The sequence below is a fragment of the Pseudoalteromonas luteoviolacea CPMOR-1 genome (assembly GCF_001625685.1).
Lineage (GTDB): Bacteria > Pseudomonadota > Gammaproteobacteria > Enterobacterales > Alteromonadaceae > Pseudoalteromonas > Pseudoalteromonas luteoviolacea_K.
This window is the reverse complement of record NZ_AUYC01000073.1, coordinates 1-13,789: the sequence shown is the minus strand read 5'-3', so window position 1 is coordinate 13,789 and position 13,789 is coordinate 1. Positions and strand designations below refer to the sequence as shown.

14 protein-coding genes are annotated in these 13,789 nt (G+C 41.2%); 4 read left to right on the top strand and 10 right to left on the bottom strand.

The features are described from left to right. From N473_RS22370 to N473_RS22350, 5 genes are all read right to left on the bottom strand, one after another. The gene (locus N473_RS22370) at positions 1-2,415 is read right to left on the bottom strand and encodes an ABC transporter permease (RefSeq protein ID WP_063369869.1); all 2,415 of its coding nucleotides are present in this window, start codon (positions 2,413-2,415) and stop codon (positions 1-3) included. Next, positions 2,402-3,064: an ABC transporter ATP-binding protein gene (locus N473_RS22365; RefSeq protein ID WP_063369868.1), complete on the bottom strand. Its 663-nt coding sequence runs from the start codon at positions 3,062-3,064 to the stop codon at positions 2,402-2,404. The genes N473_RS22370 and N473_RS22365 overlap by 14 nt, the downstream gene beginning before the upstream one ends. Positions 3,065-3,187: 123 nt before the next feature. After that, positions 3,188-3,646 carry a response regulator gene (locus tag N473_RS22360; protein WP_063369867.1) on the bottom strand — a complete coding sequence of 153 codons (459 nt, stop codon included), beginning with the start codon at positions 3,644-3,646 and terminating at the stop codon, positions 3,188-3,190. Next, positions 3,647-5,155, bottom strand: coding sequence for a PAS domain S-box protein (locus N473_RS22355; protein ID WP_063369866.1), 1,509 nt, complete (start codon positions 5,153-5,155; stop codon positions 3,647-3,649). A gap of 98 nt (positions 5,156-5,253) precedes the next feature. Continuing rightward, a complete protein-coding gene (locus N473_RS22350; RefSeq protein WP_081221367.1) occupies positions 5,254-6,009 on the bottom strand; it encodes a substrate-binding periplasmic protein in 756 nt (251 codons plus the stop codon). Positions 6,010-6,193: 184 nt separating this feature from the next. Here N473_RS22350 and N473_RS22345 point away from each other — a divergent pair, with 184 nt between their 5' ends. Then, positions 6,194-6,943 (top strand): spermidine synthase, encoded by a 750-nt coding sequence (locus tag N473_RS22345; RefSeq protein ID WP_155735712.1) that lies wholly within the window; start codon positions 6,194-6,196, stop codon positions 6,941-6,943. Positions 6,944-6,957: 14 nt separating this feature from the next. Here the strand turns inward: N473_RS22345 and N473_RS22340 are convergent, their stop codons facing one another. From N473_RS22340 to N473_RS22325, 3 genes are all read right to left on the bottom strand, one after another. Next, positions 6,958-7,464, bottom strand: coding sequence for a hypothetical protein (locus N473_RS22340; protein ID WP_155735711.1), 507 nt, complete (start codon positions 7,462-7,464; stop codon positions 6,958-6,960). Between the two features lie 158 nt (positions 7,465-7,622). Then, positions 7,623-8,366: an SDR family NAD(P)-dependent oxidoreductase gene (locus N473_RS22335; RefSeq protein ID WP_196766459.1), complete on the bottom strand. Its 744-nt coding sequence runs from the start codon at positions 8,364-8,366 to the stop codon at positions 7,623-7,625. A 243-nt stretch (positions 8,367-8,609) separates the two neighbouring features. Continuing rightward, entirely contained in the window at positions 8,610-9,338 is a 729-nt protein-coding gene (locus tag N473_RS22325) for an Ig-like domain-containing protein (RefSeq protein ID WP_063369862.1), read from the bottom strand. Between the two features lie 564 nt (positions 9,339-9,902). Here N473_RS22325 and N473_RS22320 point away from each other — a divergent pair. The 3 genes from N473_RS22320 to N473_RS22315 all read left to right on the top strand — a co-directional run bounded on the left by N473_RS22320 (position 9,903) and on the right by N473_RS22315 (position 12,590). Beyond that, positions 9,903-10,370 (top strand): DMT family transporter, encoded by a 468-nt coding sequence (locus N473_RS22320; protein ID WP_063369861.1) that lies wholly within the window; start codon positions 9,903-9,905, stop codon positions 10,368-10,370. 568 nt (positions 10,371-10,938) lie between these two features. Further along, positions 10,939-11,085, top strand: a complete 147-nt coding sequence (locus tag N473_RS26380; protein WP_155735710.1) for a hypothetical protein — start codon at positions 10,939-10,941, stop codon at positions 11,083-11,085. A 254-nt stretch (positions 11,086-11,339) separates the two neighbouring features. Further along, positions 11,340-12,590: a hypothetical protein gene (locus N473_RS22315; RefSeq protein WP_155735709.1), complete on the top strand. Its 1,251-nt coding sequence runs from the start codon at positions 11,340-11,342 to the stop codon at positions 12,588-12,590. A 253-nt stretch (positions 12,591-12,843) separates the two neighbouring features. Here N473_RS22315 and N473_RS22310 read toward each other — a convergent pair whose 3' ends face one another. Then, positions 12,844-13,197, bottom strand: a complete 354-nt coding sequence (locus tag N473_RS22310; RefSeq protein WP_063369859.1) for a hypothetical protein — start codon at positions 13,195-13,197, stop codon at positions 12,844-12,846. A 100-nt stretch (positions 13,198-13,297) separates the two neighbouring features. Beyond that, positions 13,298-13,678, bottom strand: a complete 381-nt coding sequence (locus N473_RS22305) for a hypothetical protein (RefSeq protein WP_063369858.1) — start codon at positions 13,676-13,678, stop codon at positions 13,298-13,300. Between the last annotated feature and the right edge of the window lie 111 nt (positions 13,679-13,789).

Sequence of the window (13,789 nt, the reverse complement as noted above, 5' to 3'; positions counted from 1 at the left end):
CTACAACTGGGCCACACTGTCTGCAATATTTCGCTTTAATAGCCGTAACATTGGCAATGTTCCTACTACCAAGGCAAGTACCAGCACCACTAAACAAAAAGCCAATATCCCCCACCAATCAAGTACCATGGCCATGCTCCAACCAAATGCCAGTGGCATCACGTATGTCAACAATACCCACCCTAAAAGAATACCCAATGGTATCGCCAAGGCGATGGTGACAAGTAATATAATTAAGGTTTGGGCTAGTTTAGCTGCCAATAACTGCGCTCGCGTTACACCTAAAGTCTGTAATGTCGCCATTTGCTGAAGCTGCTGTCTACCCAGTGTTAAAAAGCTCACCCATACGCCAAATAGCGCAATCAACATGATGAACAGGTTTAGGGCGTGAGTAACACTAAAAGTATTATCAAACAGCTGTTTTGCGTACTGTTTAAATACTTTATTAATGCTTATTTGAGTGCTGTCTATGGACAGCTCTTCTACCAAGTACTTGGTCATATCGTTGATATCTACATCAGGCGCTAAGGTCAAAGAAAAACCAAACGCTTGATAATTAAAGTCACTGCTTTCAATCACACCGGTTGTGGTAAGTAGTGTTGCCTCTTGCTCTCCGTAATCGTAAAAAATGCCCGTAATTTGGCAACTGAACTGCTTATTGCCCTGCTGAACTTGCACAACCTGAGCGACATCTAAACCATATATTCGCCACCCAGGTTCATTCACTAAGCACGGGGCGATAGCGCCAGTTTTACTGTACAAGTGGTCACTTGTGACTGCTTTCCCGCCCAGTAATTTCACCTGCTGGTGCAAATGCGCATCGCGTCCAAAACTAAGCAGTTTTATAGGTACTGCATCTTGTTCACGAATAACCTCACTGCGAGCTTGCCAATAAACCCCGACGCGTTCGATCTCTGCCATTTGTTCAAGGGTATGATGCATGCTGCTCGACACGACCGCTGGGCGCACATAAAGGTCGGCACTGAGACGATTTTCTAAATGGCCATCCAAGGTCTGGCTAAAACTTTTCACCATCACCAACATACCTATGGCTGCGCCCATAGCCATTAATGTCGCGAGCACGGCGCTCAACAACGATTTAATCTGACCCTGACTATCGGCTTTGAGCCATAAAACCAGTACAGAGTTCGTCGGCCACTGACAGGAGAATACCTGAGAGATAATACCCGGCGTGATACAAAAGAAAATCAGCAATATCACCGCGCAAAGCAGTAAGGCCACCAGCTTACTTTGCGCCAGCAAAGCAAGTAATACAGCGCCAACACAAAGCGCAGCTAAGCACAACCAAAAAACCAACTTATGCTTTATCACCTTAGACAAACGATTCGATAAGAAAAAGATCGACAAAACAGCCGTATTGAGCGCAAATCCTAATGCCACCATGGTCCAATCTAGCTCAACAGTCAAACTTCTATCCAATTGATAGAAACTGCGAAGCACTTGAGTCACATCAACCACTAGCATATTGGCAAGCGTCACGCCAAGTAGCGCGCCAAAATAAGCACATAACAGCCCTAAGGTGCCTAATTCTAAGAACATGGCTTGCTTTAGTTTAATTGGCTGGCAACCTAATAAATATAGCTGCTTGAGTTGAGCTGCCCGAGAGGCAAAGGCCAATTTGATGGCATTAAAACTTAAAAAGGCTCCAACGATGTAGCCGAGTAGCGCCAAGGCCTGTAAGTTAAAGAAAAACGGCCCAGACAGAGTGTCAAATGCTTGATCACCTGCTCGCTCAACTCTGGCTTGGCCTTTTAATACGTCAATCAGTGCAAGTTCATCGGCTTCACTTAAATCAAATACTTCAAGGTAGCTCACCTCACCTTGCGCATTAAGCAGTTTGTCCGCCAAGCTAATATCCATCAGTGCTTGAAAGCCCAAACCTTCCATGGGCGACACAGCATAGCTCATACCATTTAAAGTAAGTGGATTACTATCCAGCCGAGCGAGTAACCTGGGGTCCAAATAAACCGTATCAAATAGCAGACCTACTTGGCTATCTGGCTCTATATCACTGCTATTTTTTTTGCTCGACGCTGATTGCGAAATCCAGTGTAATAAATTCACCCCTTTAATATTGAGCCATTTACCACTTTCAAGTTGTACTCGACCTTCAAGCACCGATTCAAACTGTGTCTCGGTTTGCCATGAAAGCTGCTGCCTAACAGTAACAGGTAAGCGCTCAGTACCCAGTGTCGGTTTGATAAAATGGGTCACTGGTACTTCTAACAGGGCACTGCTATTTGAATACCGTTCGGAGGCCTCCAAGTTAAGGCCAAAAATGGCACTGATCAAGGCGGTGCCTAGGCTAAAGCCAAGTACAAATAAAACCAGCAGGCCTTTATGCCGCGCATAAAACTGCCAAAAAGCAAAGAAGATTAACTTAAACTCCGTCATGCAGCTGTCCGCTTTTTAATCTTATTTGCCTTTCAAATTGCACAGCCAGCCTTTCACTGTGCGTGACCATAATTAGGTTAATCTCATGCTCTTTACATAAGGCTTGAAGCAGTTCTAGCACTTCTTGACTGCGTTCACTATCAAGGTTACCGGTAGGTTCATCCGCTAAGATTACTTTTGGCTGATTGATTATGGCTCTGGCTATGCCTACGCGCTGCTGCTCTCCCCCGCTGAGTTCACTGGGAAAAGCTGACAATTTATGTGCAATACCAAGCCGAGTTGCAAGCGCCATTAGCGCCGATTTTGTCACTTGAATGCCATTTAGACGTGCTTGAAAAGTGATGTTATCAGCAATATTGAGCGCTTCTAATAATTGATAATGCTGGAATATCACACCGATTTGGCGTCGGTAGTGCGCCAATTGGTTTTCATCAAATTCGGATATGACGGTACCATTGACTTTAATTTCACCACTGTCTGGTACCAATAGCCCCGCGAGTAAATTTAGTAGCGTGGTTTTCCCTGAACCACTATCCCCAACTAATGCGACCTGTTGTGCACCTTGGATAGTCAAAGACACCTTATCAATTATGCGCCTTTGAGCCTCACCATCGACTCTGGAAAATACGACATCTTTTAATTGGATCATATCAGCCTCTAGATAATAACGTACTCATTATGCTGCCAAAGGCATATCTGATCTAGCTAGAAGCCATTATAAATTTGTAACATGATATAGATAACCACATGAAAAATTTGACGATTACGACGGTTAATCATATCCATCGATAGAAGGCAATAATGCAACTTTAAACCAGTAGTCTTTGAGGACTTTAAAGGCGTTTGCTAAATCATCAAATTCAACGGGTTTTTGAATGTAAGACGCTGCCCCCAAGGCATAACAAGATTCGATATCCTGAGGGTCACTCGACGTTGTTAATACCACAATTGGGATTGAGCACATGTTGGGATCCGCTTTGAGCTCTCTCAAAAGTTGCCTACCATCCAAGCCTGGCATGTTTAAATCAACCAATGCCAATACCGGCCGTTTTAAATGCTCATGGGTGCTGTACTTTCCGCTTTTATATAAATAGTCTTTTGCATCTTGGCCTGATTGACACCATTGAATTGGATTCATAAAGTGGCTTTTTCGCAAACTTCTCAGTATTGCCTCAAAATCATCTGGATTGTCATCCACCAGCAAGATCAAACCTAAGTCTTTATCCATCATTCAGTCTCCTAGCTTTAAGGTAAAGTTAAAACAACTGCCTTGGCCAACTTCCGATTCGACCCAAATATGTCCACTGTGCCTTTCAATAATCTTTTTAACAAACGTTAGACCTACGCCTGTGCCACGAACTGCGTCATCCTCTTCGTTGAGTCGTTTGAAAATTCTAAAAATATCTTCAAAAAAGCAGGTATCTATCCCAATACCATTGTCTTTGACATAAAAAACTTGCGGCTCCAACACCTGAGTATGAGGATTCATAGCCGCTTTCACCCCAATTTCTATTTGTTTACGTGCGGACTGGTTATATTTAACCGCGTTAGAAATGAGATTACGAAATAGCTCAGATACGCGCGGCTTATCGCAGGTAATACTTGGCAATGGCGAAGGGATCAGCAAATCGACACTTTGCGTGGTTTCTTCAGGTAAAGTCAGCTCTGCGACATTGTCAATTAACGCATTTAAATCCACTTCTTCAATGGCTAAATCTTGCCTACCCAATCGCGAGTAATACAATAAGCTGTCGACCAGCTTTTCCATTCTTGTACATAAAAAACGAATTCTTGATATCCTACGTAGCCCCTCTTTTCCCAGTGAATCGGCATGATCCTCCTCTAAAAAAAGCGCATTGTTGGCAAGCCCCCTTAACGGTTCTTTTAAATCGTGAGATGCAATGTAGGCAAATTGATCAAGCTCAGAGTTACTGATCTGGAGTTTTCTGATGTAAGAATCGATGGCTGATTCGGCGGCTTTTCGTTCAGATATGTCTCGTACTGTTCCCACAAACATGGTTTTACCTTGTACAGTCATCTCATTGACACCCAGCTCTAGTGGAAACAAATGCCCACTGCTGCGCCTGCCAGTGATCTCTCGCCCAACCCCGATAATTTTTTTATCTCCCGTGGTGTGGTAATTTTTGAGGTAAGAATCGTGCTCAGATTGATATGGCTCAGGCATTAACATTTTGACATTGCGCCCAATCACATCTCTAGCCCGATAACCAAAAATATTTTCAGCAGCTGTGTTAAAACCGTGGATCACCCCTTTCATATCAATCGTAATAAGACCATCTAACACCGTATCCATAATGGTCTCAATGTGCTCGACATACGACTTGATTGAAAGGTCAGCCTGCTTACGCTCCGAGATATCCCTGACAGTGCATAGAACCACTTCATCCGCAGGCAATACACTAATGGACAGCTCGAGAGGAAATTCGCTCGCATCTTTTTTAAGGGCAAGCAGCTCTATCCCTGTGCGACATGGCTTCCTGTACAGAAGCGCGATTTTTTCGTCGGTTACATTGTGTAAATATTTAAAGTATTTACCTTGCTCAGATTTAGGAATAAGAAGAGCAATGTTTTTCCCTAATACTTCTTCTTTGCTGTAGCCAAAAATTTGCGTCGCTGACATATTAAAGCTGAGAATTTCTCCCTGCAAATTGGTCATAAAGATCCCATCTATGACGCTGTCTATTACAGTTTCTAGCTGTAACTCTCCAAATTTAGTCACGCTTCGACCGTTTCCTAACGTTGAGCTTGTTAATAAAGTGTAGTCAACGAAGTCAGCCTGTGCAGATTAATCTTTATATATCAGTCCCTAAGATGAGACTAGTCGAGTAGTTGCCATTTACGAACAATTTCATCGTAGCGTCCTGACGCCTTAATCGCGGCAAGTGACTCTCGTAATTTTTTTGCCTGCGCTTTAGAAAACTGTAAATTTGCTGCAAGGTGCAGCTCTGAAGGGAAATCATAAAGGGTCAATTTGTTTTCTAGTAATGCCGGATCTAGCCCTAGCTCATCTAATTCGCGCTGCAACGTTCTCGTATTTGTTAAAATAAAGTCTGTTCGGCCTCGATATAACATGTGCCACATACTTTTATAATGCGATGCTAAAACAAGGTCGTGCTCCTCCGAGAAGCCAGCTTCTTTCAAGTAATACTCACTGTAATACCCCCGAATAGTACTCACACGATACTTTTTAGCCTGCTCAAGTGACTCCAAAGATACGGAGTTTGTTTTTAGACCTATTAACGATGCTGAGCTCTGGCACATGCTGCCTAAAAATTGATAGTTTAAAGCGCGGCTGGGGGTTTTTAACCAGGCTAACATCACCACATCAGATTTTGTTTGCAGCTCATAATGCGCTCTGGCCATCGGCAGTATGTCAAACTTAGCTTGTAAGCCGCTGTGCGCTTTTAGTGCCTTGGCAATGTCAACTAACACTCCATCAGGTTGCCCATGTGCATTTAAATAGTGATATGGCGGTAAATCTTCTGCAACAAACCTGATGGCATTTGCGTGCACATTCGAATTCATGAATGCAATGATGGTAATAATAAAAAGGGTAAAAAAGCGAAATGACATTTTTTTTATTCTTGCTATCGACCTGTCGAGTGTGACTGGTTTTGCGTAAAAGATCAACACAGATATGACTGCGCCGATATGACTTCTTTTTACGCTATATCCAATGCAATCTATCTGATTTATATTACAAAAAGTAAAATATAACGCTAAACTTAACAGTCTCGGTTTTAAAACTTCTGGTCTTATGAGTGACATACCAATCAACACCCCTGCGACCCTATTAGAGATAGAGGAAAACGGCAGAAAGATCCAAGTGATGGAAAATGACACGCTACGTTGGTTTAACATTGACGGCGTCATGCAATCTGCCATGTCCATCTCAGAGCCAAGCAGTTTGGTATTTCCGCATATGCTATTTATGGTCATTGTGACCTATGAGTGCACCACAGCGAATCGAATACTCGATATCGGGTTAGGTGGCGGCGGGTTATTGCGCTTCCTCAGTGATAAATACCCTCAAGCAGACATTGAGACAGTAGAAAAAAGCCAACACATTATTGACTTATACAGACAGTTTTTTAATCCCGAAGAAATTAATAGCAAGGTACATTGCAAAGATGCCTACGACTATGTCGCACAACACACCCACGCCACACCTTTTGACTTAATACTGGTTGATATTTTCGATTCAGAAACACTACTGCCCTTTATTTTTGAGCCGCAATTTTATTCAAACCTCAAACACTTAACCACCAAAAATGGGTGGATAGCATTGAACACGGTATTTACCGATCGCGCACAAATTAGCATGCTATCAGATGTACTGACCGAGATATTTCCTGAAACCATAATTTACGGGTTTAAAGCCGCGCAGTTTGCCAATATTGTTTGGGTGATCGCCACCGACAAGCAAGTACTCAATCCAATTTGGCAACAGCAAGCATTCTTTAGCACAAGTAAAATCGATGGCCTAACATACTTACTCGATGACTAGACACCACTTATCAGTTACAACTGGTGTGCTTGCTTGTCTATGACTGCAATTTTATACGCAGCTTTTAGCATCACGCCAATCGCAACGATATTTAATACGATGCTAAACCACGCCTCAAACATCAGTAGCTCAACCTGGAAATTTCGCATATAGCTTGCCAGCTGATCAACAATCTCAATTGAAATACCGATGACAATGAGCATAAACCCGTAGTACTCAGAGGTCTCATTCAATAATTTGTGCTGCTCCAAAGTCGGATCTTGCTTACTGTCCCAAGCGCGTTTTGAGAGAATTTTTCGACCATCCATGACAGCACCAAACCCAATCAGTAAAATGGTAATGGTTGCTTCATTATCAATGATATTTTGATATCCGTGTTCATCCATATGCCCAAATAAAAAACGTAAATCTTCTACGGTGATATTGGTCACTAACATGCAGATCAAAACCAACGGGAATAATAAAAAAGCTCTATTTAATGCGACAGTGTATATCAACTGACTGGTTCTCGATTTTGGCATCTTCTGCTCAGCGGCTCGGTTTAAAAATATTTCAAACGCTGGATCTTAGTCATTTATCAAAGATTGACAAGCTGATCTAACGTATTTCTTAATATCCAATGCAAGATTAAGGCAGCATTACTAAATCAGACCCACAACAAATAGGTAACACTGTTTTCTTAATTACGCTTAACACTTTTCCCCAGCATCAACCTCACAAAGGCCCTAAACGGTAAAACTTGCATCAAAATAGCAATTAATCGCCAGCGCTTTGTAATGTATACCACCCGCTTTTTTTGCTCTACAGCACACAGGATTTGCACAGCGGCTTTCTCCACTGACGCTAGCCAAAAAATGCCATCGCCTTTGGCCATTTGCGTATCAACAAAGCCAGGACGAATGTCTGTTACGGTAATATTTACCCCAGCTTTGTGGGCACGGCAATATAGACCCTCTAAGTAATTAGACATGTATGCTTTGGAGGCATTATAGGCTGGGCAAGGTCCACCGCGCAGAGCCATGATCGAAGAAGTTGCAGCGATGTGTCCATGCCCTTGCTTAGCAAAATAACGATAGGCTGCATTTGCAATTGCGGTGAACCCTGTCACATTCACAGCAATAGTATCCAGCTCACCATGCAGTGGGAATTCGGGATCACAATGACCCGTTCCCGAATTAATAATTACTGTATCGACCCCTTCCATGTTATCTATCAATTGCTCCAACTTTTCAGCCGCATCATATGGTTTGGTAATGTCCATCACACAGGTGTACGTGTCACTCGATATAGATTGCTGTAATGAAGACAGCAGCGCTTCTCGTCGGCCCGTCATCCCCAACACATAACCTTGTCGCGCCATTTTAAGCGCAAGTGCCCTCCCAATCCCTGATGTCGCGCCAATAATAATTGCTTTTTTCACCATGCCTGCTTCTCGTTTTTGTTATTTGTATGAACTTTGCGTGAGTACTGTCGCAAATACCCAAATGCTGTTAATAACAGCACCAAGACCTTGCTCACGTGCGCATTGGATATATGCGAATGTGAGCAAATAAATGTACATAACAATCATAAGAAAAAAAGAAAAAGGCGTTAACATGGCAATCAAAGGAGTTAAATGGAAATTAAAAAGCACAGGCAATACCCGTGCTTTTTAAAAGCACTCGGCTTACTTTACATCAATGGTTACGGTCGCAGGTGCGCTAGTAACATCATATAAATTATTGCCTTTAATTCGATATCTAAACGAATCTTGTCCTACAAAACCCGCTTTGGGTGTATAGGTAATGGTGTGATCGTCATTTACTGTCACACGACCATTTTTAGCCCACGCATAGACTTCGACACCAAAATAATATGGTACGTTTGCATCGTTGTCTTTCACATTGATTGTCATAGCTTGATTAACCGAAGTCTGCCCACTATCATCGCTTGGGTAGTAGTCATACTCGATATTAAATGCCTCATCAAGACTTACGCGAACCACACCCCATTCAGATGTTTCGCCTGCAGGGTTAATTATGCGAAATGGGATGGTTTCTATCTTGTTTGTTCCATCCGAAACCGACGCATAGTATAAGAGCTTGCCTTTAAACTCAATCCAACGTCTATCTAAAATATTATACGCTACAGCCTGACCATAGACAGTACGCACTTGATCGTAAAAGCCAATTTGATTATAGGCTTTATCTGCATTCAATTGGATTCTCAGTTCGTTGTTTGAGTAATTTGGATCACTAACATGACCATTGCCAAATATATCAAACTCTTCTTGTATTTGCAGACCTGAATTAAACTCGTAAGTTGTTTTATTCAGCACAGGTGCCGCCTGCACACAGTGAGATAACAAGCCTGCGCTTAGCGCCACAGCCAATGCCTTATACGTTGTTTTACTCATTCAAAAATTTCCTTTTAATTATGTTTCATCGTTATTTAAACAACATTCATACTGAAGATTATAAACCTGACCTAGCGTATGAATATATTTATACCAAAATATATCACCACACATAAAATTTGATACTTTTATATTTAAACTTACTTATCAAAAAAGACGAGTCACCTCCAAAAATGAGTTGTGATAATAAATTACATACCTCCCTCTTTAAAGACGAAGCAAAACTGATTAACTTAAAGCTAATTTACAGTATTAAATCTCTGTTCAATACGTTATACCTTTATGTGCAACAATCTGAAACACATCGCTTTGAAGGACATAACACGTCTCACTTTGTAATCACAATATGCGTTGGGCGTCGTTCAAAACTGACAATATTCACACAAAAAACAAGCAACCAAATATAGATTTGATAAGTTGAAAATCCGACATGCACAGGTAATAATCAATGAGCTATTTTGCTTACAAAAGGAATGAATATGTCTCATATTAAGATAAGAATGGCCCATGAGTTAGACTCCAAAAGTACATCCGTGCCTTATCACAAAACATTAGGCGTGTAACATGCTGCAAAATACACATAGCCTCGTTCTTTATGGTCTGATTATGTTCATTGCTGGCCTTGGGATCCCCGTTATGGCCGCTTTAAATGGCGGCTTAGGAAATAAATTACAAAACACGCCCCTTGCTGCAACGATTTTATTATTTGTTGGGCTTTGCATCGCCCTTATCTATTTATTTACCAGTAGCGGTGTGCCAAAAACACTGTTCGTGGCGGGTACACCTTGGTATTTTTACTTAGGTGGGTGCTTTGTAATGTTTTATATTTTGACCATAACTTGGGTTGCCCCAAAGTTTGGCATTGCCAACGCCATTACCTTTGTATTACTCGGCCAGCTAGTTGCAATGACGATCATTGACCATTTTGGCTTTTTTGGTGTGAAACAGTTTGCGCTAGATTTAAAAAAGCTTACAGGGTTAGTTTTAATGATAGCTGGCGTTGTACTGGTACTGAGCAAGCCACAACCATAGTTAATAGTTTTACTCAGCGCCGACATAGACAAAGATTAAACAGGTATTACAGGAGCACACTGATCTGGTCCAAGACGATAATTTTCGATTACTCATTGCGGGGCAAACTTTGGAGCAAACAGTATTAACATCAGGTTGGGAAACACGGATGCACATGGGATAGCCCCCGTCAGTAAATCATTGGTGTTAGATCTCATACAAGAGATACAATAGTCGCTTAGCCGTATTTAATGATGATGACTTTGCGACATGGTCAACAGACGGCACGCTTTAACGAAAAAACTTAGATACTGCAAAATTAATGGTAGATAGCAATACACTTTACTTTTTTGAGAATATAGCGCTAGATCAATAATATAACTCGCGGCTTCAGCCTCTTGCCTTATTATATGGCACGATCATAAGCCACTTTAAATATGTGCATTACTCACACACTCAAAATTAACTTGATCTTGATAAGAATAATTTGCCAAAAATATGCATATACCTAAAATAAATAATGAAAAATCACGGCTGACACATAGACTTTAAACATATAATATCCATATAAAAATTATGGAAGTAGTATATGTCAATTGCCATTCAAGATATCCCGCTCAAGGAACACACCAATGTAATTAATGATGCTTTAGGCCTGAGCCCATACGCAAAATCTCTTGGTAAATTTATACAGCACTGTGCTACACCAATGACCATCGCAATTGAAGGTGACTAAGCAGCCAGTAAATAGAGGTCCACTTACTCTGCCTTATAGTGAAGGTTTACATTTAAGGAAATCAGAAAACTGTCTATAATATTCAGGGTTAGTTTATCATACACTCATTACCCTTAATTGTTTCCTAAAAACATCAAAATACAGCTATGAAAACCACATCATTGAATAAATAGAATGAAGGAACCGTCGCAGTGCTTAAACAATGCATAGTATTTATACTTTCTCTATTGCCCACAGTACTATTTGGTGCCGAAGTGCAGACTCGCATCGAAAAGCATCGAGATAATACGTGGACTGTGACCTATCAGGCTGATACACCAGTAAATAAGCTGGTATTCAATAGGACACCCAATAATTCAAGAGTGAAAAGATGGCAGCCCGACGACTCTAACTATGAGATAACTTTTAACAAAGAACATGCAAAAGAAAGTATCTCCAGAAAAGATGGACGCTTATTCACTGAGGTCAAAATAAGACTCACACCAACCTATACCCCATTACCAAAGGAATATGCGCCATTCTCGCCATTTTCAGAGGATGGCATGTTGCTTCATTCAGGACGATTTTTTGCTTGTGCATCAACCTGTGATGACAATGCCAACGCATGGCCACTCACAATCAAAGCGCCTGGCAATCATATTATTGTTGAAGGCAAAGTACATAAAAACAACGTGCAGTGGATAGGCAAAGACAGTGGTCAAAAAGTCTACGTTGGACATGAAGCGCCAATTCAAGATACCCACTTTGTCAGTTTAATTGATGGCCGATTACCCCCAACCTTAAAGAAGCACATTGAAAAAGACTTGCCTAAACTGATGAACTTTTTTGCAGACAAAATGGGGATACTAGATTATCGACCCGCTTTATTCGCTTCATTTAGTGAAACCGATGACGGTGGATATGGCCATCAAGGTGGCACCTTATCCAATCAAATTTTCCTGCATTGGTATGGAGAAAAAGCCATTAAAAAAGTGAATAGTGAGTCCATTTTTTGGTTTTTTGCCCATGAGGTAGCACACCTTTATCAAAAACAAGGGGCTGATATTGAAAACCCATCAGAGGCATGGCTTCATGAGGGTGCTGCTGAATTTTTGGCTGGGATCGCGTCTGCAAAAGTGGCAAACAATACCGGCTTGTTATCTAAAAAAATAGTGACCGCACAGCGTCACTGTCTTGAAGGGTTAAAACAAGAGCCAAACTACATCCGCGCTGTAAAATCGAACTCGCGATTACATTATAATTGCGGACTTGTACTTATAAACGAAATCAATCACGCCCTTGTAAAAAACGACAAGCAACTCGATATATTTGATGCATGGCTGAGTTTTAATCGACAGATAGAGTCAGGTAAACCGGCTTCTGTGGCAACGTTTTTAAATGGCATACAAACACACTTACCAAGCGAGCTGGTAAATTCAATGACTCAGTTATCTCAAAGCACTGAATTTGATGCTTATGCATTTTTTCAAGCACTCAATGTGGCAAACAAAGGTAAAACGCTTTAGTTTCTGAAACTTATTTGTAGTAGCTCATATCTGAGCTGACATTTTTAACTTATTCATTCGATCAAATCGTACTGTTGATTAGGTCTGCTATGAGCGAAAAGCAAACTGTCGTTCTAGCTCGTTTTTGGACATAAACGTGTTAGAGATGAGGGGCAGCTATGTGCCAGATAAAGTCGCTCACAACGCTTCAAGCTGGGGCTTTTAGGAGCGCAGCGAGTAAAAGTCCCACAGACTTGACTTGTTATGTTTTGAGCTAATTTGAACACTTTTTTATGCCCTTTTTCTTAGCAACTAATTTTAGATGTTCCTTGCTTTGCTCAATAGTTGGCTTCAGTATTTTACAGTGCTCAAGCTCTTTTTCATCATGCGTTTGCTCGTAACCAACAATGTGATAGCACCCACCACCAATGTTTTCACCTCGTCCTTCCTCTTTACATTTGGCCACGGCTTTATAATAGAAATGTGCTCTTGTTGATTTGATGCACGAATTATACGGTTCACGAATTTGCTTAGTCACTTCCGAGCGCAAACTCCTGTACTCAGCCGTCAACTCACAAGCAAAGCTATTGAAGCTCAAAATTAGTAAAAATCCGGACAGTATTCTCATAAAAACATAACGCCTCAATATGGGGCGTATTAAGCTTGGCTAAAATTAGCGAAGAATGAGCGTCAGCCAAGCTTTAGACGTCCCATCCATAATTGCCTTGTTATGTACCGATTTGCTCTGAACTTTCAAAGGAAACGCGCAAACAAAAGCATTTAATACCATTTTGAAACATATACATAGAACCATCCATTCCTTTTTGTCTATTACCAAAGATAAATGGGAAAAGAGATACTTTGATTTTTGTCACTTTCTTCTCATTTTCAAAATCACAAATCAGTAAACCAGAACTTTGGATTATTGAGTTGGAAGAAGAGAAATAAGTCTGTTTCACAATGGAACCGTCATTCTCAGTCCATTCTCTAATTAACGTACCTGAATAATCGGAGTAAAATTGCAGCTTAACGGTTTCGTCAGTACCATCAGCACTTCCTAGCCAACTACCGATTACGCCATCTTTTTTAAATGTGAAGTCAGATATCACGTCTACACTCCCTCAGGTACATAACGCTTGCCGTAAACGGCACAAAATAGCAGGCTAAAATTGGCGACGAAGGAGCACAAGCCTGCTGTATTGTGTCCTTGCTTTTACGGC

What these genes read in the sequence shown, in the direction of transcription:
- N473_RS22320 (WP_063369861.1), top strand. Translation starts at nt 9,903, where the DNA reads ATGCTGCAAAATACACATAGCCTCGTTCTTTATGGTCTGATTATGTTC.
- N473_RS22350 (WP_081221367.1), bottom strand. Translation starts at nt 6,009, where the DNA reads ATGTCATTTCGCTTTTTTACCCTTTTTATTATTACCATCATTGCATTC.
- N473_RS22360 (WP_063369867.1), bottom strand. Translation starts at nt 3,646, where the DNA reads ATGATGGATAAAGACTTAGGTTTGATCTTGCTGGTGGATGACAATCCA.
- N473_RS22365 (WP_063369868.1), bottom strand. Translation starts at nt 3,064, where the DNA reads ATGATCCAATTAAAAGATGTCGTATTTTCCAGAGTCGATGGTGAGGCT.
- N473_RS26380 (WP_155735710.1), top strand. Translation starts at nt 10,939, where the DNA reads ATGTCAATTGCCATTCAAGATATCCCGCTCAAGGAACACACCAATGTA.
- N473_RS22325 (WP_063369862.1), bottom strand. Translation starts at nt 9,338, where the DNA reads ATGAGTAAAACAACGTATAAGGCATTGGCTGTGGCGCTAAGCGCAGGC.
- N473_RS22370 (WP_063369869.1), bottom strand. Translation starts at nt 2,415, where the DNA reads ATGACGGAGTTTAAGTTAATCTTCTTTGCTTTTTGGCAGTTTTATGCG.
- N473_RS22345 (WP_155735712.1), top strand. Translation starts at nt 6,194, where the DNA reads ATGAGTGACATACCAATCAACACCCCTGCGACCCTATTAGAGATAGAG.
- N473_RS22310 (WP_063369859.1), bottom strand. Translation starts at nt 13,197, where the DNA reads ATGAGAATACTGTCCGGATTTTTACTAATTTTGAGCTTCAATAGCTTT.
- N473_RS22335 (WP_196766459.1), bottom strand. Translation starts at nt 8,366, where the DNA reads ATGGTGAAAAAAGCAATTATTATTGGCGCGACATCAGGGATTGGGAGG.
- N473_RS22340 (WP_155735711.1), bottom strand. Translation starts at nt 7,464, where the DNA reads ATGCCAAAATCGAGAACCAGTCAGTTGATATACACTGTCGCATTAAAT.